The following is a 24,437-nucleotide window of genomic DNA, read 5'->3' on the forward strand; positions in this document are numbered from 1 at the left end:
CGACTCGTACGACGCCTCCCGCGACGACTACGACGAGGCCGACCACCGCGGGCTCCGCCCCGGGGCGCCGAGCCGATGGCCGCCCACCTCCAGGGCCTTCCCCGGGGCGGTGCCGGGCGGTGGATCGCGTACGGCACCGGCTGGATACGATCAACCGGTGATCACTTCCAGCGCCCGCACCACGGTCTTCGACATCGACGGCACGCTCTGCTTCGACGGGCGGACGATCGACACCCGGATCCTCGCGGCCCTCGACGCCTGCGAGCGGGCCGGCCACCAGCTGGTCTTCGCCTCCGCCCGGCCGGTCCGCGACCTCCTGCCCGTCCTCGACGGGGCCTTCCCCACCGCGACGCTGATCGGCGGCAACGGCAGCCTGGTCTCCGTGGACGGCCGGGTGCGGGCGCGGGCCGCGTTCGAGGCCGGTGAACTCGGCCGGCTGCTGGCCGAGGCCGAGCGGTTCCGGGCGGGCTACCTCGCCGACGGCCCGTGGGACTATGCCTACACCGGGCCGGCCGACCACCCGATCCGCGGCCGGGTCGACCAGGGCGCCCTGGCCCGCCGGGTGGAGCTCGCCGAACTCCCCGCCGTCGTCAAGTTCCTGGTGGTGGACGCGACCGACCTGGCGGGCCTCGCCGAGGCCGGCCGCGCGCTCGGGATGACCGTCAACCACCACCTCGACGAGGCGATCATCGACTTCGCCCCGGGCGCCACCAACAAGTGGGAGGCGCTGACCTCGCTGGGGATCGAGGCGTACAACGCCTTCGGCAACGACATCAACGACCTGGACCTGCTGCGCAACGCGCACCACTCGGTGCGGGTCGGCTCCCACCCAGGCCTGGACGGCGTCGCCCGCGTCACCGTCGCCGCCGAGCCGGAGGCCGTCGCCGCCGAGATATCCCGGCTGGCCGCCGCTCCCGGCCGGTAGCCGCCGGGGGCCGGGCCCACCAGCGGTTCTTCCCACCCGTCCGCAGGGCGTGGGAGGGTCGGGGGTGCCACCGCCGTCCGGCCCCAGGGGGGAACATGTCCGCGTCCGCCGATCCGGTGCCGAGCCACCGGGCGATCGAGAACCTGATCGCGCGCTACGCCGAACTCGTGGACGACGGCGACTTCGCGGGGCTCGGCGTCCTGCTCGCCGACGCCGTCTTCGTCGGCGGCGGCGGACCGGTGCGCGGGGGCGAGGCGATCGAGGCGATGTTCCGGGACACGATCGTCGTGTACGCCGACGGCACTCCGCGGACCCAGCACGTCACCAGCAACGTGGCGGTCGACGTCGACGAGCCGGCGGGGACGGCGACCGCCCGTTCGTACGTCACCGTGCTGCAGGCGCTGCCCGGGCTGCCGCTGCAGGCCGTCGCCGCCGGCCGGTACCACGACGGTTTCGCGCGCGGGGAGGACGGGCGGTGGCGGTTCGTGGAGCGGCGGGTGCGGATCACCCTGGTCGGCGACGTGAGCCGGCACCTGCGGCGGTAGGGTGCGCCCCCGGACGGAGCGGGGGCAGCGGTGCGGGAGCGGCCGGCGGGTGCGGCGCGGGCCGGCCGCTGTCGTCGGTTCGGGGGATTGCGGCGGGTGTTCTGGCATGGACAGGACGTTGGGGGAATCCATGGCCGGGAAGGGCGCCGTCACCCGTGGTGCGCCCTCGGAAAGGAGAACAGCCATGCGTCGTCGAATCGCCGTGGTCGGGATGCTGGTCGCTGCCGGAGTGCTCGCGTCCGCCGTGCCCGCCCAGGCAGCGACGGGGACCCTGGTGGTGAACGGAGTCGCGAAGCAGAACCCGGCACGGGGGTGCTACCCGACCTTGTCGCCGGTCCTCGTCCAGAACCTCACGGACGCGACGGTCGGCGTGTACGCCGCGGCGAACTGTCAGGGAGCGCTGACCCGGCAGATCGCGGCCGGGATGTCCGCGGCGACCGTCGGGTTCAGCTACTTCGTCAACTGATCCCGGAGGAGGCCCGCGGAGTGGGAAGTCGGCCCCGCCGACCTCCCACTCCGCGCTTCGTCGGGCCCCGGCGGCATCCCCGTGCCGGTGGGGCCGTGCGCCGCGGCGGGCACACCCTCCTGAACGGGTCTGGCGGGAACCCCTATCGCGATATATCGTGAGTTCCGGTCCGTGTCGCCGACCGTACGGCGCGCACACCTTCGCCGAGTTCAGGACGGGAAGAATGCCGGGAGAGATCTCGCCCGCCGGGAAGCCGGCCGGCCGTCACGCGCAGCCCGCGATGCGGGCCTCCCACGAGGACCGGGACCGGGTGGTCGAGCTGCTGGGGGTCGCGGCGGGCGACGGCCGGCTGACCTCGGACGAGCTGGACCAGCGCGTGGAGGCCGCCCTGTCGGCACGGACGGTCGGCGAGCTGACCGACCTCACCGCCGACCTGCCGGCCGTGTCGCTCGCCGCCGGCGGGGCCGTGGTGGAGGCCAAGGAAGTGGTCCGGATCGAGCAGCGGTTCAGCCCGGTCAGGCGGGAGGGGCGCTGGGTGGTGCCGCGCCGGCTGGAACTCTCGGTGGAGTGGTGCGACGTGACCCTCGACTTCACCGAGGCCGTGATCACCCGGGACACCCTGCGGATCGACCTGGACATGCGGGGCAAGACCCTGACCCTGATCACCGGGCCCGACGTCGTGGTCGACGCCGACGGCCTGGCGCTGGAGTTCAGCCGGGTCAGGAACCGCCGGGGCCCGGTCTCCACCACGCGGACCGCGCTGCGGGTGGAGCTGGTCGGCAGGAAGAGCCACGGCCGCGTCGTCGTGCGGCAGTCACGGCGGACGGCCGGCCGGTGGCTGCTGCGCAAGCCCGCGGCCCTGCCGCCCGGCGGCTGACCGGCGGCTGACCGGCCGCGCCGCCCCCGGCAGGTTCAGGGTGTTCGTGTCGTCCGCCGCAACAGCCGGGGTCCGGCCCCGACCTCCCCTACGCTTCCCCCATGCTCTCTGTGGTGGTGGCCCCCTGGACGGGAGACTCGAAGCCGGTGTTCGTCCACAACCCGGACGAACTCCACGATGCCGCGAGCACGATGAAGGTCGCGGTGCTGGCCGCGCTCTGCCGCAGCGGCGTCGACCTCGATGCCGAGGTCCCCGTGGTGAACCGCTTCGAGTCCGTCGTGGGCGGCGAGTTCGGCAACGACCCGGACTGGGACAGCGACCCCCTCCCCTGGGAGCTCCTGGGCACCCACGTCCCGCTCCGCCTCCTCGCCGAGCGGATGATCACCCACTCCTCCAACCTGGCCACCAACCTCTGCCTGGCCCGCACCACCCAGCAGGCCGTCGCCGACGTCTGGCGGCGCGCCGGGGCCACCCGCAGCGCCACCCCGCGCGGGATCGAGGACTACGCGGCGCGCGCCCGGGGCGTGCACAACCGGGTGAGCGCCCACGACCTGGTCCGCCTGCTGCGCTCGCTCGCCGGCGAGCCCGAACTCCTCGCGCTCCTCGAACAGAACGACTTCCGGGTCGACCTGGCCGCAGGCCTCCCGGCCAACACCCGGATCGCGTTCAAGAACGGCTGGTTCCCCGGTGTCCGGCTGAGCGTCGGCCTCGTCCAGTCGGCCGACTGCCCGCCCTACCTGATCGCCGTCTGCTACACCGGCCCGCTCGCCGACGGCACGGACCGCACCGACCCGGCGGCCCGGCTGCTCGCCCGGATCTCCAAGGCGGTGTGGGACCGGCGCGACGAGATCACCGCGCGAGCGCCGTCAACCCGTCCAGTGCCGCCTCGTTCAGCAGGTTGATCCGTACGAACCCCTCGTGCCCGGTCAGTTCGAAGTGGCGCTCGTCGAGCGCGAGCAGCCGGTCGGCCGGGGCGGCGGTCCGGGCGAACAGGAAGTACCCGGTGTCCACCGGCGCGCACTCCCGCAGCGCGCCGCTGCGCAGGATCCGCCGGTGGTTGGCCCGGACGTGCTCCACCAGCCGCCGGTTGCCCTCCCCGTCGAGCATCAGGTCGGCGGCGCGGTGGGCGAACAGGCGGTCGGCCACCGTGACGTCCCCGTGCAGGTTGAGGTGCAGGTCGGCGAGCGGCTCCCGCAGGTGCTCGGGGACCAGCAGGTGGGCGCAGCGGTAGCCGTGGATGGACAGGTACTTGGTGGGGCACACCAGCCGCAGCGTGAGGTCGGCAGGCAGCGCGGCGCTCTCCTCGCGCCGGCCGCCGTCCCACCGCAGGTACTGGAAGGTGCCGTCCACGAACACCAGTGACCCGGTGGCCCGTTGCCACTCGCCGATCCGCTTGAGCACCTCGGCGGGGACGGGCCGACCGGCGTACCAGAGCGGGTCGGTGAGCAGCAGGACCGTCCGCTCGTCGGGCAACTCCGGTGCGAAGCCCGACTGCTGGGCGTGCAGCTCGCTCACCCGGACCGGCTCGATGCCGAACCTCCGGAAGAGGTAGGCGAACTTGTAGTAGACGGGCGGCAGGTAGTGGACGCGCCGTACGCCGCTCAGGTGCAGCCAGGTGCAGAAGGTGCCGAGCAGGCTGCTGGAGCCGCCCGCCGGGATCACCCGGCCGGGCCCGTGCTCCACGTCGTCGTACTCGCCGTGCAGCCGGGCGATCTTGGTCCGCAGCGCGTCGTCCTCGTCGATCGCCGAGTACCGGGTGACGTCGCCGAGCAGGTACGGCGGGGTGTCGGCGAGCGGGCCCAGGTAGTCGGCGACGTACGGGTGCCCGCCGTTGTAGTCGGAGACGAAGAGCCGGCCGTCCGGGTTCTGCCGTTCGCGCTCCACGGCCTCGTGCAGGTCGAGCATGCGGAACAGGGACGGCACCGTACCCCCAGGGCGTCGACCGGTCGGGACGGCCGCCAGCCTGTACCGCGAGGCCGTGCGGGCACAAGAGCGCCTCCGCCCGGGTGTTCGCCTCCAAACCGTTATCGGTCGAATACGCATGACGATCAGTCGGATGCGGTATCGGTTTGAAGCGTCCTGCTCAAGCGGTTCAGGGGGTGGGCTGAAGTGTCGTCCCGGCTACGGATGTTCGCCCGGTGGATCTCGGTGGGTGCGATCGCTTCGGCCTATGTGGCGCTGCACCTGCTGGTCAACGTCGGCATGGGGCAGGACGTGGGGGTGAGCAGGGTGGGGGCCGTGCTGCTCGGGGCGGTCGCCCTGGTGCTGCTCGGGCCCGCCCTGTGGCTGCGGCGCCTTCGCCGGGCCGGGGTGGTGGAGCTCGTCGGACTCGTCAACCAGTACGAGGAGCGGCAGCCGCGGTGGCGGAGGACCGTCCGGGTGGCGAACACCGCCGGGTACGTGCTGTTCGGAGGCGGGATCCTGGCCGTCGCGGTCTCGGAGCGGGGCGACCGCATGACCCTGGAAGCGTCGGTCGCGGTGCTGGTGGGGGGCGTGGCGGCCGCGGGGGCCGGCTTCCTGGTCCTGCGCCGCACCCGTCCGCACGCCGTCCGCGGGGCGGCCCAGGCCCTGTTGCGGGACGGTCGCGATCCCGTGCTCTACCTGCGCAGCTTCGACGACGACGAGACCGCCGCCCGGGTGGACGACTGGGCGGACCTCACCGTCCACCCCCGGGAGGAGCAACTGGCCGCCGCACTGGCCGTCGTGGGCCCCGTGATCGCGGTGGGGCGGCCGGGCGAGCCGCTGCCGCTGCTGGGCGCGGCCCGGTTCTACCTGCCGCTCGACGACTGGCAGGGCACCGTCGGCCGACTGATGGACCTCTCCCAGCTCATCGTCCTGCGGCTCGGGCACGGGGAGGGGCTGCGGTGGGAGATCGAGCGGGCGCGGGCCACCCAGCCCCCGGAGAAGCTGATCCTGCTGGTCCCGGCCGGCCGCTCCGAGCTGGCCGCCCGCTTCAACGAGGACCTGCCCACTCCGCTGCTGCCGGAGGAGGTGGCGACGGGGAAGTACTGGGTCGGTGCCGTCGTCGTCTTCGACCGGTACTGGATGCCCAGGGCCCTGCCCGTGCAGGAGCGCAGGGGGCTGCGGGTCTGGAGGGTGCGCTCGGGCGTCGCGACCGTGGAGACGCCCACGGTGCACGTGGCCCACACCATCCGTACCGCGCTGGCGGCCACCGGGCGGCGACGGCGGACGATGGCCTACCGGGCCCAGCTGGCGACGCGGAAGGCCGACCTGGTGGGGATGTGGCTGGCCGTCCTGCTGGTGCTGCCGGGCTGGCTCGGCTACCGGGTGCTGCAGCTGGCCGGCTTCTGGTGACCCGGCGGAGCGCCGAAGCGCCCCGCCGGGTCCGCCGGCCTCCGGAGCCGTCGGGAGGTCAGGACGTCGGGACGTCAGGACATCGGGACGGCGAGGACGGCGAGGACGTCAGTACGGCTGCACGAGGACGTGCGCCGCGCCGGGGATGCCGACCTTCAGCAGCTCGTCCTCCTCCGGCGTGGTCGGCGCGCCCGTCTCCTGCTTGAGGATCGCCCGGGACAGGGCCTGGACCCACATCGCCCGCGGGCGGCGGCGTTCCTCCCAGGCGGCGAGGGCGGCCGGGACGCCGTCGGCCGCGTCCAGGCTCTGGGCGAGCACGAGGGCGTCCTCGACGGCCATCGCGGCGCCCTGGGCCAGGTGCGGGGTGGAGGCGTGGGCGGCGTCGCCGGCCAGGACGATCCGGCCGACGTGCCAGGGCTCCTCCACGGTGACCTGGGAGATCCGCGTGTAGACCACCGCGGCCGGGTCGGTGACCTCCGCCAGCGCCTCGGCGACCGGGCCGCCGAAGCCGGCCAGCCGCTCGCGCAGCTGCTCGTGGGCGCGCCGCGGGTCCGGGCGGAAGTCCTCGGCCTCGGCGAAGACCGCGCCCAGGTACATCCGCTCGGCGCTGATCGGGGTGAGCAGGGCCTTGGCCCGGAGGTTGCCGGAGGACATCACCACGCCCTGCACCTCGGGCGAACGCGGCAGCGTGACACGCCAGTTGGCGAAGCCGGTGTACTCGGGGAGGTACCGGTCGCCGTACAGGTGGCGGCGCAGCGGCGAGCCGATGCCGTCGAAGCCGACGACCAGGTCGTAGCGGCCGACGTGGCCGTCGGTGAGGGCGACCTCGACGCCGTGGGCGTCCTCGCACAGGGTGCCGATGGTGGTGCCGAAGCGGACCGTGACGCCCGCCGCGGCGGCCGCGGCGGCGAGCACGCGGGCCAGCGCGGGGCGCGGGATGCCGTTGTTGGCGGGGGCGTCGCCCATCCGGGGCTGCGGGATCCGCGCGAGGGTGGCGCCGGCCGGGTCGCAGATGGTCAGCACCTCCCACTCGAAGCCGACGGCGAGGCAGTCCTCCAGGACGCCGATCTCGCGCATCACGTGCAGGGCGTTGGACGGCTGGATGATGCCGACGCCGAGGGCCTCCAACTGCTCGCGCAGCTCGGCGACGTCGACCTGGTGGCCGCGCTTGGCGAGGGCGGTGGCGAGGGTCAGGCCGCCGATGCCGCCACCGTTGACGAGGACGCGCAGGGATCTGCTCATGAGGGGTGCTCCGAAGGGGGGTTCACAGGCGGTTCGGGGAGTGCGAAGGGTTGGTGCGAAGGGGCGGTGCGGAGGGCCGGCGGGGTCCGGCCGGAGCCGGTTCAGCCGACGGGGGCCGCGGCGAGGTCCATCAGGTGGTCGACCAGGGCGAGCAGGAGGTCCCGCCCGAAGGCACGCTCGCGCACGTCGCCGAGCAGCATCGGCACCTGCGGGTCGAGGTCGAGCGCGGCCCGGATCTCGTCGGAGGTGCGGGTGTTGGTGTTGTGGAAGCAGTTGATCGCCACCACGAACGGGATGCCCCGGCTCTCGAAGAAGTCGATGGAGGCGAAGCTGGTCTCCAGGCGGCGGGTGTCGGCGATGACGATCCCGCCGAGGGCGCCGTTGACCAGGTCGTTCCACATGAACCAGAAGCGCTCCTGGCCGGGCGTGCCGAACAGGTAGACGACCAGCTCGGGGCTGACGGTGATCCGGCCGAAGTCGAGGGCGACGGTGGTGGTGGTCTTCTGGTCGACGCCGGACAGGTCGTCGACGCCGACGCTGGCCCGGGTCAGGTACTCCTCGGTGCGCAGCGGGGTGACCTCGCTGACCGAGCCGACCAGGGTGGTCTTGCCCACGCCGAAGCCGCCGGCGATCAGGATCTTGACGGCGGCCGGGGCGGCGGCGGGGTGGTCGGTGGCGGAGTGGGGCGTTGCCATGTTCAGAGTCTCCGGAGTCCTTCGCGTACGGCCGTGAGCAGGCCGAGGTCCACGCCCCCGGCGGCCCGGGCCACCGAGAGCGGCGCCCGGGCCTTCAGCAGGCCCTGGGCGACCAGGTCGCCCAGCAGGATCTTGGTGACCGAGACCGGGAGGTCCAGGCCCGCCGACACCTCGGCGACGGCGATCGGGCGCCGGCAGCGTTCGAGGATCAGCCGGTGTTCGGGCTGGAGGCCGCGCGCACCGGCGCGGCTGCCCCGCGCCAGGGCCGCGTCGGCCTCCTCCTCGACCGTGGTGAGCACGGTGATGAGGGTGAGGTCGTCGCGCTCGGGCGCGGTCCGGCCGCGGGTGATCGTGTACGGACGCACCATGCTGCCCGTCCCGTCCTCCGCGTCGTCCTCCTCCAGCTCGCTCCAGTGCGGTACCGCGGCGCGGCGCCCGCCGTCGTCCCGACCGAACCACGCGGCCGGCTGCGGGCCGGGCCCCGGGTCGGCCTGCCGGCCGTCGTCGAGGCCGTCCCCCCAGGCGTCGTTCCCGTACGGTTCCACCACGGTCAGCCCCGGTTCCGGGCGGCGAAGGCGTCGAAGGACGCCGGAGCGGCGCCGGGGGCACCGGCGGCGTCGTCGCGGACCGGCGTGGTGAGCTTCTGGCCGACCTGCTGCACCAGGGTGTGCATCGCGACCGACATCACCTCGGCGTCCACCTCCTGGGAGGCGACCACGGCCAGGTGGGTGCCCTGGGCGGCGGCGATGACGAACAGCCAGCACTCGGCGAGCTCGACGATCACCTGGTGCACCGGACCGCCGTCGAACAGCGCCCCGACCCCGCGGGCCAGGCTCTGCTGGCCGGTGGCCACGGCGGCCAGGCGCTCGGCGTCGGCCCGCTCGATGGTGCGGGAGTGGCTGACCACGAGACCGTCGTCGGAGAGCAGGACGGCGTTCCTGGTCCCGGGCACCGAGTCGACGAGTCCGTCCAGCAGCCAGTCCAGGTCCTGGTGGGTGGCGATCGTGCGGTTCATGACTGGTCATCCGTTCGTGTGGTTCGGGAGTCCGCACCCGGCAGGGCCCAGGGGGACGGGGCGGGAGCGGCAGCCGGGGGGTCGGTGGGGGCGGGGGAGGGGGTCGGCGAGGCGGCGGGCAGCGGGTGCTCGCCGCTGTCCTGGGCCCGGGCGGCGCGGGACTGGCGCTGGAAGGCGCCGATCGCCGCACCCGAGCGCCGCACCGGGCGCTCGGTGCGCTGGAACGGGCCCGCGGGCGTGGCGTCCTCGGCGGGCCGCCCGACCCACTGCGGCTGGGCGGGCGGGGGCACCCGCAGCTCGGCCGCCAGGCTGGCCTGCCGGACGCGCTGCGGCAGCGGGGGCTGGCCGCCCTCGGCCGGGCTGAACGGCACCGAGGTCCGGTACTCCCGGGGCTGGCGCCGCTCGGCCAGCCGGTAGTGGTCGGCCGGGCGGTACTGCTCGTCGGCGTACGGCGCCTCGGCCTCGGTGACCCGGGCGTAGGCGATGTCCGGGTAGGCCGGGGCGTCCAGGGCGGGCGCCGGGTCGGCCGGCGAGCTGTGCTCGATGGGCTGCTCCGGTTGGACGGGGGATTCCGAGCCGTAGGACGGTCCTGACCCGTACGACGGCTCCGCGGCGTACGGCGGTTCACCGGCGTACGGCGGTTCGGAGCCGTACGACTGCTCGCCCGGGTAGGGCTGCTCAGCGGCGAACGGCTGTTCCACCGGGTACGGCTGCTCCGCCGGGTAGGGCTGCCCGGCGGCGAACGGCTGCTCCGCCGGGAACGGCGCCGGTGGCACCGGGACGTCCTGGAGCGTCGTCTCCGGCCCTTCGACCGGCCCGTCGCCCGCCCCGTCGCCCGCCCCGGCGTCCGCCCGGGGCAGCCGCAGCGGCACCCGAACCGGCAGGGGCACCGGCTCCGGAACCGGGGCCTGCAGCGGAGTCGGCGCCGGGAGCGGCTCCGGCGCCGACAGCGGCACCGGAGCGGCCTGCGGCGCGAAGTCGCTCTGCGCGAAGGAGTCCACCGGAGCGACCGGCGGACCGGCCGGCGCCGGGGCGGGCGTCTCGTCGGAGGCCGAGCGCACCGCCCGGCGCGAGCGGCGCACCAGGGGGATCGGCTCGGTGGCCGTGCCGCCGGCGCCGTCCGGCAGCCCGGTGTCGCCCTCGATGACCAGCTGGTCCGGGACGAGCACGACCACTCGGGTGCCGCCGAACGCCGACGGGCGGAACTCGATCCTCAGCCCGTGCAGGGCGGCCAGCCGGGAGACCACGTGGAAGCCGAGGCGGATGTCGTCGGCCCGGGCCAGCACGTCGGTGCGCGGCGGGCGGCTCATCAGCTCGTTGGCGGCGTCGTACTGCTCCGGGTCCATGCCGAGGCCCCGGTCCTCGATCTCGATCGCGAGCCCGCGGCCGACCATGGCGGCGCGCACCTCGACCGGCGTGGGCGGCTTGGAGAAGGTGGTGGCGTTCTCCATCAGCTCGGCGAGCACGTGCGCCACCGGGCCGACGGCCCGCTCGGAGAGCCACGGGTGGCCCTCGATGTCGATCGAGATCCGGCGGTAGTCCTGCACCTCGCCCTGCGCGGCGCGCAGCACGTCCAGCAGCGGGACGGGCTTGCGCCAGCGCCGCTGGGGCTGGCCGCCGGCCATGATGACGAGGTTCTCCTCGTAGCGGCGCAGGCGGGCGGTGAGGTGGTCGAGGTCGAAGAGGCCCTCCAGGACCTCCGGGTCGTCGTGCCGGCGCTCCAGCTCGTCCAGCTTGCGCAGCTGGCGGCCGATCAGCAGCTGGGTGCGGCGGGCGATGCGCTGGAGCAGCCGCTCGAAGCCGCGGTGCTGCTCGGCCTGGCCGACGGCGGCCTCCAGGGCGGCGGAGCGGGCCAGGTCGAGCGCTTGGCCGAGGCGGGCCAGCTCGTCGGTGCCGTCGCCGTGCGAGCCGGCCGTGATGGTGCGGCTCTCGGCCTCGACGTCCACCTGCTCGCCGCGGCCGAGCCGGTCGACCACCTCGGGCAGGGTGCGCCGCATCTCCTCGGCCTGGGTGTGCAGGTCCTTGATGCGGCGGCGCAGCGAGCGGCTCAGGCGCCAGGAGGCGATGACGACCGCGACGACCGTGATCAGGCCGATGACGGTGGTCAGCACCACGCGGACGAGCAGGTCCATGATGGTGCCCTTGCCGACGTCCACGATGCCGCTGGTGCGGGTCTCAAGGGCCTTGACCAGCGGCGGGTTGAGCTGGTCGAGGGCCTGGCGCCACTGCTCCTGGGCGGCGGGCAGCCTGACGGTGCCGTTGGCCTCGGCGGCGGTGGGCTTGGTGAGCTGCTGTTCGACGGCGGCCTTGGCCTGCCAGGCCGGGCTGTTCATCAGCTCGCGCCAGGCGGCCGACTCGCCTTCCGGGATGTACGGGAGGACCTGGACGGTGAGCAGGTGGTCCTGCGCGCCGATGGTCTGCTGGACGGCCTGGAGGTCGGCGGTGCTCAGCCGGCCGGTGGGCCAGCCGCGGGCGAGGAGGGCGTCCTCGCGGGCGATCATCTCCTTGGCCCAGAAGGCGTTGACCAGGGTCTTGGAGATCCAGGTGACCTCACCGGTGTCCACGTGGCTGAGCGCGGTGAACAGCCGCAGGTCCACCGCGATCAGGTCGGTGTAGTAGGTGTAGACCGTCTGCTGGTCGACGGAGCCGCGGTCCACGTTGGCGCGCTGCTCGGCCAGCCTGCCCATCGCCTGCCGGGCCTCGGTGACGGCGGTGCGCACCTCCTCGGGCGCGTTGTCGGCGGTCTCGCCGGAGAGGGTCTGGAACTGGCGCACCGCCTCGTCGGTCAGCTGGCGCTGGCGGCGGAGCTGGTCGGCGTTGGCGCCGGGCCGGGCGAGCGCCTCGGCGCTGAGCCGGCGCTCCTCCTGGAGGTTGTAGTAGACGATGTTGGACGGCTGTCCGGCCTTCTGGGCCAGCAGGCCCTGGGCGGCCTGCCGTTGGAAGTCGAAGACGGTCTCGCCGCTGGTGACCGCCCAGAGGACGGCGAGGGCGATGCTGGGGACGACGGCCAGGACGAGCAGCGCCGTCCGCAGGGACAGGCGTGGACGCCTGCGGGGGCCCTTCGGCGTCGGGGGCCGCCGATTCGCACGCGCGCGCAGAGCTGACTCCTTGGGGCTGGCGGCCGGCCGGTGAGGGGCGGGCCGTCCGGGCACGGGATTTTGACGAAGCGATACTAGTCATACCGTGTGATTGGAGTGAAAACCCGTTCGCCGCCTGAGCCGTGGTTGCACACGCAGTAGACACAATGTCACCTGGTCATTGACCGTACGTATGCGGAGCAGGCGGTTCCGGACTTGCTCGACACAGTGTCGACGAGCTGCGCGGCCGGTGGATGGCCGGGGTGTGAAAAGTGTGTGACGCCCCGACGGGAGGCACCCGGCGGGCGGAGGCCGGTGCGTCCGCGGGCGCGCTGCCCGGTGCGGACCGCGTCGGCCCGGGCGGCATGATGGGCCGATGACCTCTTCTCTCCCCACCCGCAGTCAGGCCGTCGCCGAAGCGCTGGCGGCGGCCGGTGTCCCCGGCGAGATCCGCGTCCTGCCCGACTCCGCCCGCACCGCCGCCGAGGCCGCCGCCGCGCTCGGCTGCGAGGTCGGCGCCATCGCGAACAGCCTGGTGTTCGTCTGCGACGGAGCGCCGCTGCTGGTGATGACCAGCGGCGCCCACCGGGTCGACACCGCCCACCTGGCCGGGCAGCTGGGCACCGGCCCGATCGAGCGCGCCACCGCCGCCCAGGTCCGCGAGGCCACCGGACAGGCCATCGGCGGCGTCGCCCCGACCGGCCACCCGGCGCGGCTGCGCACCGTGGTCGACACGGCGCTCGAGGCGTACGAGGTGCTCTGGGCCGCCGCCGGGCACCCGCACACCGTCGTGCCGATGACCTACCGGGAACTGCTCGCCGTCACCGGCGGGACCCCGGCCACCGTGGCGGCCGAATAGCCGCCCCGGCCGCCGAGGCCGGCCCGCCCGGGCCGCGCTTGACCTCAAGTCGACTTGAACTCCTATCGTCGTCCGCATCGGAGCGGCCGCCGCAAGGGCGGTCGACGAGGACGGGGAAGGTCCGGGCCGTGGAGTACTCGCACAGCGACGCCGAACTGGTCAAGCAGCCGATCGGCTACTGGAGTTGGGCGGCCTACAAGGCCGTCGTCAGCCGCACCCGCGGTGCGCTGGCCGAGCTCGGCACCACCCAGCCGCAGTGGTGGGTGCTCGCCCAGCTTGCCCGGGCCGAGCAGCCGCGGACCCGGGACGACGTCTCCGCCGTCCTGCGCGACTACCTGGACACCGGGCCGGAGGCCCTGGACGCCGAGATCGACGCGACCGTCGAGCGCGGCTGGGTCACCGAGTCCGCCGCGGGCCGGCTCGACCTCACCCCGGAGGGCCGGGTGTTCTTCGACAAGGCGGCCGCCCTTCAGGACGAGCTGTGGGCCGAGCGCCACGCGGGCATCTCCGACGAGGAGTACCTGGCCGCGCTCAAGGTCCTCCAGCGGTTCGTCCACAACACCGGCGGGCAGGCCTGGCACCACTGAGGCGCGGGGTGTCCGAGCGGGCGTCCTACCCGCCGAGGTAGCGCAGCACCGCCAGGATGCGGCGGTTGTAGTCGGTGGTGCGGGGCAGCTCCAGCTTGTCGAAGACGGCGTTGAGGTTCTTCTCCACCGCGCTCGACGAGACGTGCAGCCGCTGGGCGATCGCCGCGTTGGTCCAGCCCTGCGCGAGCGCCTCCAGCACGCTGCGCTCGCGCGGCGTGAGCCGGGCCAGCGGGTCGGTCCGGGTGGTGCGCACCACCAGCTGCCGCACCACCTCCGGGTCGATCACCGCGCCGCCCGCCGCCACCCGCACCAGCGCGTCCAGGAACTCGTCGACCTCGGCCACCCGGTCCTTGAGCAGGTACCCGACCCGCTCCGCACCGGCGGCCAACAGCTGCGCCGCGTACCGGCGTTCGATGTGCTGGGAGAGCACCAGGACCCCGACGTCCGGCCACCGCCCGCGGATCTCCACCGCGGCCCGCAGCCCCTCGTCGGTGTGGGTCGGCGGCATCCGGATGTCCACCACCACGACGTCCGGCGGCCGCCGCGCCACCGCCGCCGTCAGCGCCGCGGCGTCCCCGACCGCGGCCAGCACCTCGTGCCCCTCCTCGGCGAGCAGGCGGACCAGGCCCTCCCGCAGCAGGGTCGAGTCCTCGGCGAGGGTCACGCGCATGGCAGCTCCGCGGTGATGACGGTCGGGCCCCCGGCGGGGCTGTGGACGTGGAGGGTACCGTCCAGCGCGGCGACCCGCCCGCGCAGGCCGGTCAGGCCGCTGCCCGCCGGGTCCGCGCCGCCGCCGCCGTCGTCCTCCACCCGTACGGTGAGCAGGCCGGCGGCCCGCTCGACCCGCACCGACACCGCCGAGGCGGCGGAGTGCTTGGCGGCATTGGTGACGCACTCGGAGACCACGAAGTAGGCCGCGGTCCGCACGGGTTCGGGCAGCGGGCCGGCCACCTCGTAGCGCAGCCGCAACGGGATGGCGCACCGCTCGGCCACCCCGCCCAGCGCCTCCTCCAGCCCCAGGGTGTCCAGTGCCGACGGGTACGCCCGCCAGGCCACCTCGCGCAGCTCGGTCAGCACCCCCTGCGCCTCCCGGTGGGCCTGGCGCAGCAGTGCCTCCGTCCGCTCCGGGTCCCGGTCGCGGTCCAGGCCGCGCCGCGCCCGGCCGAGCAGCATCGCCAGCGCCACCACCCGCTGCTGCACGCCGTCGTGCAGGTCCCGCTCGATCCGCCGCCGCTCGGTGTCCACGGCCCGCACCACCGCGGCCCGGCTGTCGGCGAGTTCGGCGATCCGGTGGCGCAGCAGCTCGGCCTCGGACGGTCCGAAGCACTCCCGGGCGAGCCGGGCGTCCAGCGCGGCCAGTGAGGACAGGCCCTGCACGGCGAGGAAGAGCAGCACCCCGCCGAGCAGCACCTGGGTCGCCAGCTCCTCCCAGCCCAGCGAGCCGCGCACCACCCCGCCGACCAGCAGCACGGCCAGCACCAGCCCGAAGACCAGCAGCCCCAGCACCACCCCGGCGACCAGCCCGCCACCGCTGCGCACCGCCAGGTAGCGCAGCAGCCTGCGGTCGTCCGCCCGGTAGTGGCGGGGGAAGCGGTCGCCGAAGAAGGCGCCGCGCCGGGCCCGTTCGAGCGCGGCGAGGCGGCGCGCCCCGGACAGCAGGCCCGGCACCGCGTACGGGCGGGTGCGCGGCCAGAGCAGGAACGGGCCGAGGGCGGTGGCGGCGAGCAGGAGGTACAGCGCGCCGAGGGCGGCGCTCGGGCAGCCGAGCAGAACTCCGGCCGCGCGGCGCGGCCATGACGTGGTGTCCGGTCCGTCCCCCTGCACGGGGTCCGAGCTTACGGGGCGGGCCGGACGTGCGGAGCCCGTGGGGGCGGTGGGCCCGGAGGGTTCGGCCGGGCCCGGGAGGCCTGAGGGGCCCGAGGGGGGCATGGGGCTGGTGGGCCGGGCCGGGCCCGGGCGGCGGGCCGGGGCGGTCACCGGGCGCGACGGTGCTGGGCGGCGCCGTTGCGCCCGCGCCAGCGCATCGCGACGTACCCGGCCACGGCCAGCGCGACCAGCACCAGGACCGCCTTGGAGAACACTCCGACGTACGTCTCCACCACGTCCCAGCGGTCCCCGAGCAGGAATCCGGCCATCACCAGCACGCTGTTCCACACCAGGCTGCCGAGCGTGGTCAGCATGACGAACGCGGGCAGCGGCATCCGCTCGACCCCGGCGGGCACCGAGATCAGGCTGCGGAAGATCGGCACCATCCGGCCCAGCAGCACCGCCTTCGTGCCGTGTCGGGCGAACCAGGCCTCGGTGCGCTCCAGGTCGGAGGCCTTGACCAGCGGCAGCCGGGCCCAGAGCGCGTGCATCCGCTCCCGGCCGAACAGGGCGCCCAGCCAGTACAGGACGACCGCCCCGGCGACCGAACCGAGGGTGGTCCAGGTCAGCGCGGAGGCGAGGCTGATCACGCCCTGCCCGGCGGCGAAGCCCGTCAGCGGCAGGATCACCTCGCTGGGCAGCGGCGGGAACAGGTTCTCCAGCGCGATCGCCAGGCCGGCGCCCGGGCCGCCCATGGTGTCCACCAGGTCGGCCGCCCAGCCGGCGAAGCCGTCGGCGGGCTGCTGGGCGACGGCGAGGATCGTGTGCTGCATGCGGGGCTCCGGAGGGGTCGGGGGACGGCTTGTCCCCGGTCGACTCCACGCTAGGAACCGCAGGTCATCGGCGGTATGCGGGTTTCCGGCGAACCGGCTGCGGTTTTCCGTACCCCCGCACCCTGCGGTTTTCCGCAGGGTGCCGGAATTCGCTGGCGGGCCCCCGGCCGTGGCGTCAGGATGGCGCCATGGACGCCGTATTCACCCTGGCCCTGCGGCACGACGCCGGGCGGGTGTTCCCCGAGGACCTGCCGATGGCCGCCGCCGAACTGCTGGCGCGGGGCATCGGCGGGGAATCGCCCGCGCTGTGCGAGCTGGCGGGACGGTCGGGTCGGGGTGAGCGCGCGGGCGAGCTGACGGAGCTGTTGCGGCAGGCGACGGAGGAGCTCGGCCTGCCGGTCCTCGACGAGGAGTTGGTGGAGCGCTGCCGGATGTACGAGACGGCCGTCGAGCTGGTGTCCGGGGAGCTCTCGCCCGACGAGGTCGCCGTCACGGCCTGGCACTGGACCGGTGCGGAGGCGACCGAGGCGGAGCGGCGGTTCGTGGCGGCGGTCGACGAGGCCGGCTGCCCGGACTGCCTCGGCGCGTGGCCGGAGGAGCTGGCGCGGGCCTGGGTGCGGGAGGTGACGGCGGCGGCCGCCGGGGTGCTGGCCGGCGGCGATCCGCGCACCGCCGCCGGGCTCGGCGGCTGAACCCCGGTCGGCCGCCGGGCGTTCGCTCGGCGGCCGACCAGGGCCGGGTCAGTGCTTCGGCGCGGCCGCGGTCTCCCGGGTCAGCGGTTCAGCGCCGCCACGGTCTCCCGGGTCAGTTCCTGCGCCCGGGCGACGGTGGCCGTCAGCTCGGCCGCCGACCCGCCGGGCGCGGCGAGCAGACCGCGCACGCGCGGGCCGAACTCCGGTGGGGCGTCGGGCAGTCGCTCGGCCACGGCCAGGGCGCCCTTCTCGTTGAGGCACCAGCGGCGGTGGTGGGCGTACAGCGCCTGGACCAGGACGCCGACGGCGCGGGACAGGCAGAGCGAGACGTGCAGGGCGTCGGCGCGGGCGGCGCTCTTCGCGGCGGTGTCGAGCAGGAACCCGGCCTCCCAACCGGCTGCGGTGAGCGCCTCGCGCAGCGGCTCCGGGTAGTCGGCGGTCTGCCGCTTCAGCCGAGCCAACTCCCCGGTGGGATCGGCCAACGGCTGCCCGAGGGCGACCTCGCCCGGATAGCAGGGCGACCAGAAACCGAGCGGGTGGCCGGCCTGCGTCCCCACCTCGTAGCGGCCCTGGCGGCAGTCCGCCCAGACCTGTTCGACCCGGTCGAGGTCCCGCAGGATCCAGTCCACGGCGACGCCGTCGACCCGCAGCCACGCCCCGCCGTTGACCCACGGGCCCCAGCCGCCCGGCCCGGCCACCTCGGTCTCCGGCCCGGCGAGCTCCCGCAGTGCGTCGAGGTCGAGGACGCCCCGGTAGTACACCCCGAGGTCCCAGTCCGACTCCGGCCGTTCCTCGCCCCGGGCCCGGCTGCCGCCGAGCATCACCCCCACCACGCCGGGTACGCGGGCGAGTCGGGCGGCCATGTTCTCGATGATCGCGCGCATGGGGAGAGTCTGGCACGTGGTGCGCCGGAGGGGCCGGAAGGGCCCGGCGGCCGGCGGGAGTTCGGTGTCGCCCCGGCGTTCGCGCAGGTGCGGCCACTCCTCGCCACGCTCAACTTATAGCGCATGGGGGGCCTTGCGGCAAGGCCCCGGTGATGACGCAGAATCACCGGCTCAAGGGCATGATCCGCTGGAACGGGGAGTCACGAAGTGCGAGTTGTTCTGTCGACGTACGGGTCGCGCGGGGACGTCGAGCCGATGGCCGCGCTGGCGCTGCGGCTGCGGGAACTGGGCGCCGAGGCGCGGGTGTGCGCGCCGCCGGACGAGGAGTTCGCGGCCCGGCTGGCCGAGGCCGGGGTGGAGCTGGTGCCGGTCGGGCAGTCGGTGCGCGAGCTGGTCAGCGGCCCGCCCCCGGCGCCGTCCGACCTGCCCAAGCGCGCGGCCGCGCTGGTGGAGCAGTTCCACGCGGCGGTGCTCGGGGCGGCCGAGCCCGGCGGCGCGGTGGTGTCCACCGGCCTGTTCCCGGCGGTGGCCGGCTCCCGCTCGGCGGCCGAGCAACTGGGCGCCCGCTTCCGGTACATCGCCCTCCAGCCGACCGTGCTGCCCTCCCCGCACCACCGGCCGTTCGAGTACCCGATGCAGCCGTACCCGCCGGAGGTGACCGACCCCCGGGAGCTGTGGGACCTCAACATCGGGACGATGAACGCGCTGTTCGGAGGACCGGTCAACGCCCACCGGGCGGCGGTCGGGCTGCCGGAGGTCGACAACGTGCGGGACCACGTCCTCACCGACCGGCCGTGGCTGGCGACCGACCCGCTGCTCGACCCGTGGACGAGCCCGGGCGAGGGCGGCGGCGCGGGCTGGCCCGACGTGGTGCAGACCGGCGCCTGGATCCTGCCGGACGAACGCCCGCTGCCCGCCGACCTGTCGGCCTTCCTGGCGGCCGGCGAGGCGCCGGTGTACGTCGGCTTCGGCAGCATGCCGCTGCGCGACCCGGCGGACGCCGCCCGGGTCGCCGTCGAGGTGGTCCGGGCCCAGGGCCGCCGGGTGCTGCTCGGCCGCGGCTGGGCCCGACTGGCCGAGGTGGACGGGGCCGAGGACTGCTTCGCGATCGGCGAGGTCAACCAGCAGGCGCTGTTCCCGAAGGTCGCCGCCGTCGTCCACCACGGGGGCGCGGGCACCACCACCACGGCCGCCCGGGCCGGCGTGCCCCAGGTGCTGGTCCCGCAGATCGTGGACCAGCCGTACTGGGCCTCGCGGGTGGCGGCGCTGGGCATCGGCGTCGCCCACGACGGCCCGACCCCGACCACCGAGTCCCTCACCGCCGCCCTGCGCGAGGCCCTCGCCCCCGCTACCCGCGAGCGCGCCGCCGCCCTCGCCGCCGGCGTCCGCACGGACGGCGCGGCGGTGGCCGCGAAGCTGCTGCTGGGCTGAGCGGCGGACGGGGAGCGGGACGTCGGACGTCGGGCGGGACGTCGGACGGGGAACGGGACGTCGGACGGGAGTGGGAAGTCGGCCCGGCCGACTGCCCACTCCCGCCGTCCACCTCAGGAGGCCGGTTCGGTGAAGTACCTGGCGCCGGCGTCGGGAAGCTCCCTGCCGTCCTTGTCGAAGAACTGCCAGGACTTCGCCCGCATCGTCCCCGGGCGGGCCACCGCCATCTCCCGGACGGGGGAGTCGGCCACCGTGACGGCCTGCGGCTCGGTGGTGCTGCCGTCCGCCCAGGTCACCACCACCCGGCCGACGTCCGGGCCGAGCGAGATCAGCACCAGGTCGACCGGGGGAATGACGCCGTCCTTGCTCGAACGGCCGACCAGGCCACCGGCGAAGGTCGTCCGGCTGCGCGGGTCGACCCTGCCCGGGGCCGGCTGGGAGCCCGCGGAGTCGTGGCCGAGCCGCTGCCCGTCCAGCGTGAGGTAGACGTTGGTGACGTCGCTGTCCGGTTGCCAGTACTGCCGGACGAACTCCTCCGTCGGCTTGGGGACCGTCTGGTCGTACCGGCTGCGCTCCTCCCACACCGCCGTCGCCTGTTCGAACGCCCGCTCCTGCGGGGCCAGTGGCCACAGCGCCTCCCACAGCTGCCACTGCCTGCCGTCCCCGGTCCGGCCCTGGCCCAGCAGGACCCGGACCGGGGTGAGCGGGTCGCGCACCCCGGGAGTGGCGCCCGTCGCGGGGGCGGTCGGCGCGGCCGCGGTCGGCGTGGGGCCGGTCGCCGTGGGGGCCGCCGCCGGCGCGAGCCCGGCGCCGACGCCCGCCGGACCGGTCCCGCGGGCGACGGCCGGGTCCGGGCGCAGCTGCGCCAGCGCCCCGCCGGACAGGGCCACCACCGCGGCCAGCGCCGCCGCGCCGGCCACCGTACGGCGGCGGTGCCTCAGCCGACGGCCGCCCGCCACGATGTCCGCCACCGGCGGCGGGCCGATCCGCGCGCCGGCCGCCGCCTCGGCCAGGCCGAGCCCCACCCACAGGTCCGTGCCGCCGTCCGGGCCGGCGCCCGTCCCGTCCGGTTCCCGGTTCGTACCGTTCGTCATACCGCTCCTCCGATGCGGGTCGGGTCCTTCAGTTCCACCAGTGCCGTGACCTGCCGCAGCCGGGCGATGCCCTTCGCCGCGTGACTGCGCACCGCGCCCACCGAGCACCCCATGGCCTCGGCCGTCCGGCTGTCGCTCAGGTCCTCCCAGTGCCGCAGCACCACCGCCTCGCGCTGGCGCGGCGGCAGGGTGGCCAGCGCGGCCAGCAGGGCCCCGCGCTGGTCGGAGCGGGCGAAGCCGTCCTCCACCCCCGCCGCGTCCGGCACCGCGTCCACCAGCAGCTCCGGCGCCCGGCGGCGCCAGCGGCGGGCGTGCTGGTTGACCAGGATCCGCCGCACGTAGGCGTACGGATCGTCGGCCCGGCGCACCTTCGACCAGGCCGCGCAGGCCTTCTCGGCGGCGGACTGCACCAGGTCCTCGGCCGCGTACTGCTCGCCGGCCAGCAGGTACGCCGTCCGCACCAGGCGCGGCCAGACCGCGACGATGAACGCCTGGAACCCGTCGTCCCGACCGCTTTCCGCTTCTCCCATGAGCACCTCCTTCACCTGTCCAGAGCCCGGGGGCGGCCGGAAGCGCTTACCGGTGGGGCGGATAAAAGTGCTTGGGGAACGGGCGGCGGGGACGCTACTATCCGCCTGATGATCATTTCTCATGATGTAGCAGGCAGTGGGCCCGCCGTGGTCCTGCTGCACTCCTCGGTGTGCGACCGTCGGATGTGGGACGCACAGTGGCAGCCGCTGATCGACGCCGGGTACCGGGTGGTCCGCTGCGACTTCCACGGATTCGGCGAGACCCCGCTCTCGGAGGTCCCGTACAGCGACACCGCGGACGTCCTGGCCCTGCTCGACCACCTCGGCATCGAGACCGCCGCCCTGGTCGGCGCCTCCCACGGCGGCCGGATCGCCCTGACGGCCGCCGCGCTGCGCCCCGAGGCGGTGACGGCGCTGGCCCTGCTCGGCGCGGGCATGCCCGGACACCAGCCCAGCGACACCCTGCGCGCCTTCGGCGGCCGCGAGGACGAGCTGATCGAGGCCGGCGAGATCGACGCGGCCGTCGAGCTGAACGTCGAGGCCTGGCTCGGCCCGGAGGCCGACGAGGAGACCCGCGCGAAGGTCCGCCGGATGCAGCGCCACGCCTTCGACGTCCAGCTGGAGGCGACGGTCGGCCCCGACCGCGAGGACGTCGACCTCAGCCGGATCACCGCGCCCACCCTGGCCGTGTCCGGCGCCCACGACTTCCCGGACTTCCGGGAGATCGCCGCGACCCTCCCCACCATCCTCCCCGACGCCCGCCACCAGGAACTCCCCTGGGCCGGCCACCTCCCCAGCCTGGAACGCCCCGCCGAGACCACCGAGCTGCTCCTCGCCTTCCTGCGCGAGTCGGCCCCGGTCGCGCGGTAGCACCCCCGCCCGCCCACCGGTCTCCCCGGCGGGCGGCTCCCGCGCCGGGCCGGTGGCGGTGTCCTCCCCGCTTCGGTGGTGCCGGGGGCCTCTTCGGACGGACGCGCACAGCCCCCGGAAGTGATCCGGGGGCTGTGCGCGTCCGTCGTCGAGCTCATCACGTCGCCGGTGGGCACCGTACCGGCCGGTCCCCGCGACGTGTCCCACCGTTCCTCCCGGACCGCCGTGCCGAGCCTCCCCGACCGCCGGGAACGCGGTCGTCCGCGGCCGGTCCGTCGACAACGGGAAAAGCCGGGACTCGAACGTGTGTCGGGAGCCATGATGGCGGGGTGCACTTCACCTCGGAATCCAGCGCGGACGGCGTGACGGAACGCCGCTTCACCCTCGACGGCGTGCCCGGTGTGCTCTGGCAGCCGGACGGACCACCCCTCGACGGGCGGCCGTTGGTGCTGCTGGGACACGGCGGCGGCCAGCACAAGCTGGGGCCGGGGCAGGTGGACCGGGCCCGGCGGTGCGTGCGGCGGCACGGGTTCGCGGCGCTGGCGCTGGACGCGCCCGGGCACGGGGAGCGGCCGCGCAGCGCGCAGGACGAGCGGTTCGCCACCGAGATCGGGGAGCTCATCGCGGCGGGCCGGCCGATCAGCGCCTGGGTCGCGCGGCACACGGCGGCGCTCGCGGAGCGGGCGGTGCCGGAGTGGGTGGCCGTGCTGGACGCGCTGGGCGAGCGGGGGGAGTGGGGGGACCGCGGGGAGGGCTTCGGGCCGGTGGGCTTCTGGGGCCTGTCGCTGGGGAGCGTGATCGGCATCCCGCTGGCGGCGGTCGAACCGCGCATCGCCGTCGCCGTGTTCGGGCTGACGGGGCACGCGTCGCAGACGGAGGCGGCGGCCCGGGTCGGGGTACCGGTGGAGTTCCTCCTGCAGTGGGACGACGAGCTGGTCCCGCGCGAGGGGGCGCTCGCACTGTTCGGCGCGCTGGGTTCGCGGGAGAAGACGCTGCACGCCAACCCCGGCGGGCACTTGGACGTGCCGGAGATCGAACTGGCCTCGTCCGAACGGTTCCTGGCCCGGCATCTGGGCGGCCGGGCGCGGTGAACGCGGGCTCCGGCGCCGCCGGTGTCAACCGTCAGTAGAACAGTTGCCCGCCTCGCCGGCCTCGCTCGACTCACCGGCCGCGCCTGGCCCGGCGGCGTCGCTCGACTCACCGGCCCCGCCTGGCTCGGCGGCATCGCTCGACAGGCCGGAGTCCATCGCCGCCAGCCGGGCGACCTGGCGGTGGCCGAGTTCGACCGTACGGTTCATGTGCCGCAGCAGGAAGGCGAGTTCGTCCTCACTGTCCTCGGCGAAGGCGGCCACCCAGTCGGTGGACAGCTCGCGCCACACCTCCCCGAAGCGGTCCAGCGCCTCGGGGAGGACCACGACCAGCACGCGGCGCCGGTCCGCCTCGTCCCGCTGCCGGGCGACCAGCCCGGCCCTCGCCAGCCGGTCGACCAGCCGGGTGGCCGAGCCGCTGGTGAGCCCGGTGAGTTCGGCGATCCGGCCGGTGGTGACCGGCCCGTCCTCCAGGGTGAGCAGATTGAGGCACTGGACGTCGGTCGGGTGCATGCCCAGGTGGTCGGCGACGGCCTGGTTGAACAGGACGTACGAGGCCAGGTAGCGGCGCGAGGCCGGCCACAGCCGTGCCATCAGTTCGTCGCGGGTCGTCGTCATGGGGGAAGGGTAACCGGCCGGGCTCAGCGATATTTATTTGCGTCGCGCAGACATCTATCCCTATGTTGTCTGCATGACGCAGATAAACAAGTCGGTCGCCACCCTCCCCGCCGCTGCCGCCCCGCTCCCCGTCGCCGTGACCGGAGCCACCGGCGCCCAGGGCGGCGCCACCGCCCGCGCCCTGCTGCGCGCCGGCCGCCCCGTCCGCGCCCTCACCCGCGACCCCGGCTCGCCCGCTGCCGCCGAACTCACCGCACTCGGCGCCGAGTTGGCCCGCGCCGACTTCGACGACCCGGACTCGCTCGCCGCCGCCCTCGACGGCACCGGTGCGCTGTTCGCGATGTCCACCCCGTTCGGAACCGACCCCGACACCGAGGTGCGCCAGGGCATCGCCCTGTTGGACGCCGCCCGCGCCGTGGGCACCGTCCGGCACGTCGTCTTCACCTCCGCCACCAACGCCGACCGCTCCACCGGCATCCCGCACTTCGACAGCAAGTACCGCATCGAGCGGCACCTGGCCGGCCTCGACCTACCCTGGACCGTCCTCGGCCCCGCCGCGTTCCTGGACAACTACGCCAACGACTGGACCCTCCGGTCCCTCCGCGACGGCGTCTTCCACCTCCCCATGCCGCCCGGCGTCCCGCTGCCCGTGATCGCCGCCGACACCATCGGCGCCTTCGCCGCCCACGTCCTCGCCCGGCCCGACGCCTACGCGGGCCGACGCATCGACATCGCCTCCCAGTGGTGCACCGGCGAGCAGATCGCCGCCGCCATCAGCGCGGCGAGCGGCCGCGCCATCCGCTGCGAGGAGGTGCCGCTCTCGGTCGTGGCCGGCTACTCGGAGGACCTCGCCGCGATGTTCCGGTACTTCCAGGACCCCGGCCTCGACGTCGACACCGACGCCCTGCACGCCGCACACCCCGACATCGACTGGCAGTCCCTCGACACCTGGGCGGCCGCCCGCACCTGGGACCTCTGACCTCCAGGG

26 protein-coding genes are annotated in these 24,437 nt (G+C 74.9%); 13 read left to right on the forward strand and 13 right to left on the reverse strand.

Annotation, left to right across the window (positions count from 1 at the left end; all coding sequences use genetic code 11):
- Positions 1-157: 157 nt before the first annotated feature.
- From ACFY0X_RS24345 to ACFY0X_RS24365, 5 genes are all read left to right on the forward strand, one after another.
- On the forward strand, positions 158-925 hold the full coding sequence (locus ACFY0X_RS24345) for an HAD hydrolase family protein (protein ID WP_387757487.1): 768 nt from the start codon (positions 158-160) through the stop codon (positions 923-925).
- Between the two features lie 95 nt (positions 926-1,020).
- Positions 1,021-1,470, forward strand: coding sequence for a nuclear transport factor 2 family protein (locus tag ACFY0X_RS24350; RefSeq protein WP_387757488.1), 450 nt, complete (start codon positions 1,021-1,023; stop codon positions 1,468-1,470).
- A 184-nt stretch (positions 1,471-1,654) separates the two neighbouring features.
- Positions 1,655-1,936: a hypothetical protein gene (locus ACFY0X_RS24355; protein WP_387757489.1), complete on the forward strand. Its 282-nt coding sequence runs from the start codon at positions 1,655-1,657 to the stop codon at positions 1,934-1,936.
- A 223-nt stretch (positions 1,937-2,159) separates the two neighbouring features.
- Positions 2,160-2,813, forward strand: a complete 654-nt coding sequence (locus tag ACFY0X_RS24360; RefSeq protein ID WP_387757491.1) for a DUF1707 domain-containing protein — start codon at positions 2,160-2,162, stop codon at positions 2,811-2,813.
- Positions 2,814-2,914: 101 nt separating this feature from the next.
- On the forward strand, positions 2,915-3,715 hold the full coding sequence (locus ACFY0X_RS24365) for a serine hydrolase (RefSeq protein WP_387757492.1): 801 nt from the start codon (positions 2,915-2,917) through the stop codon (positions 3,713-3,715).
- Here the strand turns inward: ACFY0X_RS24365 and ACFY0X_RS24370 are convergent.
- On the reverse strand, positions 3,663-4,718 hold the full coding sequence (locus tag ACFY0X_RS24370; RefSeq protein ID WP_387757494.1) for an aminotransferase class I/II-fold pyridoxal phosphate-dependent enzyme: 1,056 nt from the start codon (positions 4,716-4,718) through the stop codon (positions 3,663-3,665). The genes ACFY0X_RS24365 and ACFY0X_RS24370 overlap by 53 nt on opposite strands.
- A gap of 243 nt (positions 4,719-4,961) precedes the next feature.
- Here ACFY0X_RS24370 and ACFY0X_RS24375 point away from each other — a divergent pair, with 243 nt between their 5' ends.
- Entirely contained in the window at positions 4,962-6,128 is a 1,167-nt protein-coding gene (locus ACFY0X_RS24375) for a transferase (RefSeq protein WP_387757495.1), read from the forward strand.
- Positions 6,129-6,236: 108 nt separating this feature from the next.
- Here the strand turns inward: ACFY0X_RS24375 and ACFY0X_RS24380 are convergent, their stop codons facing one another.
- From ACFY0X_RS24380 to ACFY0X_RS24400, 5 genes are all read right to left on the reverse strand, one after another.
- The gene (locus ACFY0X_RS24380) at positions 6,237-7,370 is read right to left on the reverse strand and encodes an FAD-dependent monooxygenase (protein ID WP_387757497.1); all 1,134 of its coding nucleotides are present in this window, start codon (positions 7,368-7,370) and stop codon (positions 6,237-6,239) included.
- A 101-nt stretch (positions 7,371-7,471) separates the two neighbouring features.
- Positions 7,472-8,065, reverse strand: a complete 594-nt coding sequence (locus ACFY0X_RS24385; protein ID WP_387757499.1) for an ATP/GTP-binding protein — start codon at positions 8,063-8,065, stop codon at positions 7,472-7,474.
- A gap of 2 nt (positions 8,066-8,067) precedes the next feature.
- A complete protein-coding gene (locus ACFY0X_RS24390; protein ID WP_387757500.1) occupies positions 8,068-8,613 on the reverse strand; it encodes a DUF742 domain-containing protein in 546 nt (181 codons plus the stop codon).
- Positions 8,614-8,615: 2 nt separating this feature from the next.
- A complete protein-coding gene (locus tag ACFY0X_RS24395) occupies positions 8,616-9,080 on the reverse strand; it encodes a roadblock/LC7 domain-containing protein (RefSeq protein WP_387757502.1) in 465 nt (154 codons plus the stop codon).
- Complete coding sequence (locus tag ACFY0X_RS24400) at positions 9,077-12,232, reverse strand: nitrate- and nitrite sensing domain-containing protein (RefSeq protein ID WP_387757504.1); 3,156 nt, start codon at positions 12,230-12,232, stop codon at positions 9,077-9,079. Before ACFY0X_RS24400 ends, ACFY0X_RS24395 begins: the two co-directional genes overlap by 4 nt.
- A gap of 301 nt (positions 12,233-12,533) precedes the next feature.
- Between ACFY0X_RS24400 and ACFY0X_RS24405 the strand changes: the two genes are divergently transcribed.
- A complete protein-coding gene (locus ACFY0X_RS24405; protein ID WP_387757506.1) occupies positions 12,534-13,016 on the forward strand; it encodes a YbaK/EbsC family protein in 483 nt (160 codons plus the stop codon).
- A 128-nt stretch (positions 13,017-13,144) separates the two neighbouring features.
- Positions 13,145-13,603: a MarR family winged helix-turn-helix transcriptional regulator gene (locus ACFY0X_RS24410; RefSeq protein WP_387757508.1), complete on the forward strand. Its 459-nt coding sequence runs from the start codon at positions 13,145-13,147 to the stop codon at positions 13,601-13,603.
- A gap of 25 nt (positions 13,604-13,628) precedes the next feature.
- Here the strand turns inward: ACFY0X_RS24410 and ACFY0X_RS24415 are convergent, their stop codons facing one another.
- From ACFY0X_RS24415 to ACFY0X_RS24425, 3 genes are all read right to left on the reverse strand, one after another.
- Positions 13,629-14,273: a response regulator gene (locus tag ACFY0X_RS24415; RefSeq protein WP_387757509.1), complete on the reverse strand. Its 645-nt coding sequence runs from the start codon at positions 14,271-14,273 to the stop codon at positions 13,629-13,631.
- A complete protein-coding gene (locus ACFY0X_RS24420) occupies positions 14,264-15,427 on the reverse strand; it encodes a sensor histidine kinase (protein WP_387757511.1) in 1,164 nt (387 codons plus the stop codon). Before ACFY0X_RS24420 ends, ACFY0X_RS24415 begins: the two co-directional genes overlap by 10 nt.
- 149 nt (positions 15,428-15,576) lie before the next feature.
- Positions 15,577-16,242, reverse strand: coding sequence for a DedA family protein (locus tag ACFY0X_RS24425; protein WP_387757513.1), 666 nt, complete (start codon positions 16,240-16,242; stop codon positions 15,577-15,579).
- Between the two features lie 188 nt (positions 16,243-16,430).
- Here ACFY0X_RS24425 and ACFY0X_RS24430 point away from each other — a divergent pair, with 188 nt between their 5' ends.
- Positions 16,431-16,934, forward strand: coding sequence for a hypothetical protein (locus ACFY0X_RS24430; RefSeq protein ID WP_387757515.1), 504 nt, complete (start codon positions 16,431-16,433; stop codon positions 16,932-16,934).
- Positions 16,935-17,014: 80 nt separating this feature from the next.
- Here ACFY0X_RS24430 and ACFY0X_RS24435 read toward each other — a convergent pair whose 3' ends face one another.
- On the reverse strand, positions 17,015-17,818 hold the full coding sequence (locus ACFY0X_RS24435) for a nucleotidyltransferase domain-containing protein (RefSeq protein WP_387757517.1): 804 nt from the start codon (positions 17,816-17,818) through the stop codon (positions 17,015-17,017).
- Positions 17,819-18,025: 207 nt separating this feature from the next.
- Here ACFY0X_RS24435 and ACFY0X_RS24440 point away from each other — a divergent pair, with 207 nt between their 5' ends.
- Positions 18,026-19,249 (forward strand): glycosyltransferase, encoded by a 1,224-nt coding sequence (locus ACFY0X_RS24440; RefSeq protein ID WP_387757518.1) that lies wholly within the window; start codon positions 18,026-18,028, stop codon positions 19,247-19,249.
- Positions 19,250-19,362: 113 nt separating this feature from the next.
- Here the strand turns inward: ACFY0X_RS24440 and ACFY0X_RS24445 are convergent, their stop codons facing one another.
- Both ACFY0X_RS24445 and ACFY0X_RS24450 read right to left on the reverse strand, forming a co-directional pair.
- Positions 19,363-20,343 carry a hypothetical protein gene (locus ACFY0X_RS24445; RefSeq protein ID WP_387757520.1) on the reverse strand — a complete coding sequence of 327 codons (981 nt, stop codon included), beginning with the start codon at positions 20,341-20,343 and terminating at the stop codon, positions 19,363-19,365.
- Entirely contained in the window at positions 20,340-20,873 is a 534-nt protein-coding gene (locus tag ACFY0X_RS24450; RefSeq protein WP_387757521.1) for a SigE family RNA polymerase sigma factor, read from the reverse strand. Before ACFY0X_RS24450 ends, ACFY0X_RS24445 begins: the two co-directional genes overlap by 4 nt.
- A gap of 108 nt (positions 20,874-20,981) precedes the next feature.
- Here ACFY0X_RS24450 and ACFY0X_RS24455 point away from each other — a divergent pair, with 108 nt between their 5' ends.
- Together ACFY0X_RS24455 and ACFY0X_RS24460 are read left to right on the forward strand one after the other, a co-directional pair.
- On the forward strand, positions 20,982-21,743 hold the full coding sequence (locus ACFY0X_RS24455; RefSeq protein WP_387757523.1) for an alpha/beta fold hydrolase: 762 nt from the start codon (positions 20,982-20,984) through the stop codon (positions 21,741-21,743).
- Positions 21,744-22,072: 329 nt separating this feature from the next.
- On the forward strand, positions 22,073-22,834 hold the full coding sequence (locus ACFY0X_RS24460) for a dienelactone hydrolase family protein (protein ID WP_387757524.1): 762 nt from the start codon (positions 22,073-22,075) through the stop codon (positions 22,832-22,834).
- Positions 22,835-22,858: 24 nt separating this feature from the next.
- On the opposite strand, the gene ACFY0X_RS24465 is transcribed toward ACFY0X_RS24460, so the two are convergent.
- Positions 22,859-23,449 carry a MarR family winged helix-turn-helix transcriptional regulator gene (locus tag ACFY0X_RS24465; protein ID WP_387757526.1) on the reverse strand — a complete coding sequence of 197 codons (591 nt, stop codon included), beginning with the start codon at positions 23,447-23,449 and terminating at the stop codon, positions 22,859-22,861.
- A gap of 73 nt (positions 23,450-23,522) precedes the next feature.
- On the opposite strand from ACFY0X_RS24465, the gene ACFY0X_RS24470 reads away from it, so the two are divergent.
- On the forward strand, positions 23,523-24,428 hold the full coding sequence (locus tag ACFY0X_RS24470) for an NmrA/HSCARG family protein (protein WP_387757528.1): 906 nt from the start codon (positions 23,523-23,525) through the stop codon (positions 24,426-24,428).
- The last annotated feature ends 9 nt before the right edge of the window (positions 24,429-24,437 follow it).

The organism is Kitasatospora sp. NPDC001547 (assembly GCF_042894165.1).
Classification (GTDB): Bacteria; Actinomycetota; Actinomycetes; order Streptomycetales; family Streptomycetaceae; genus Kitasatospora.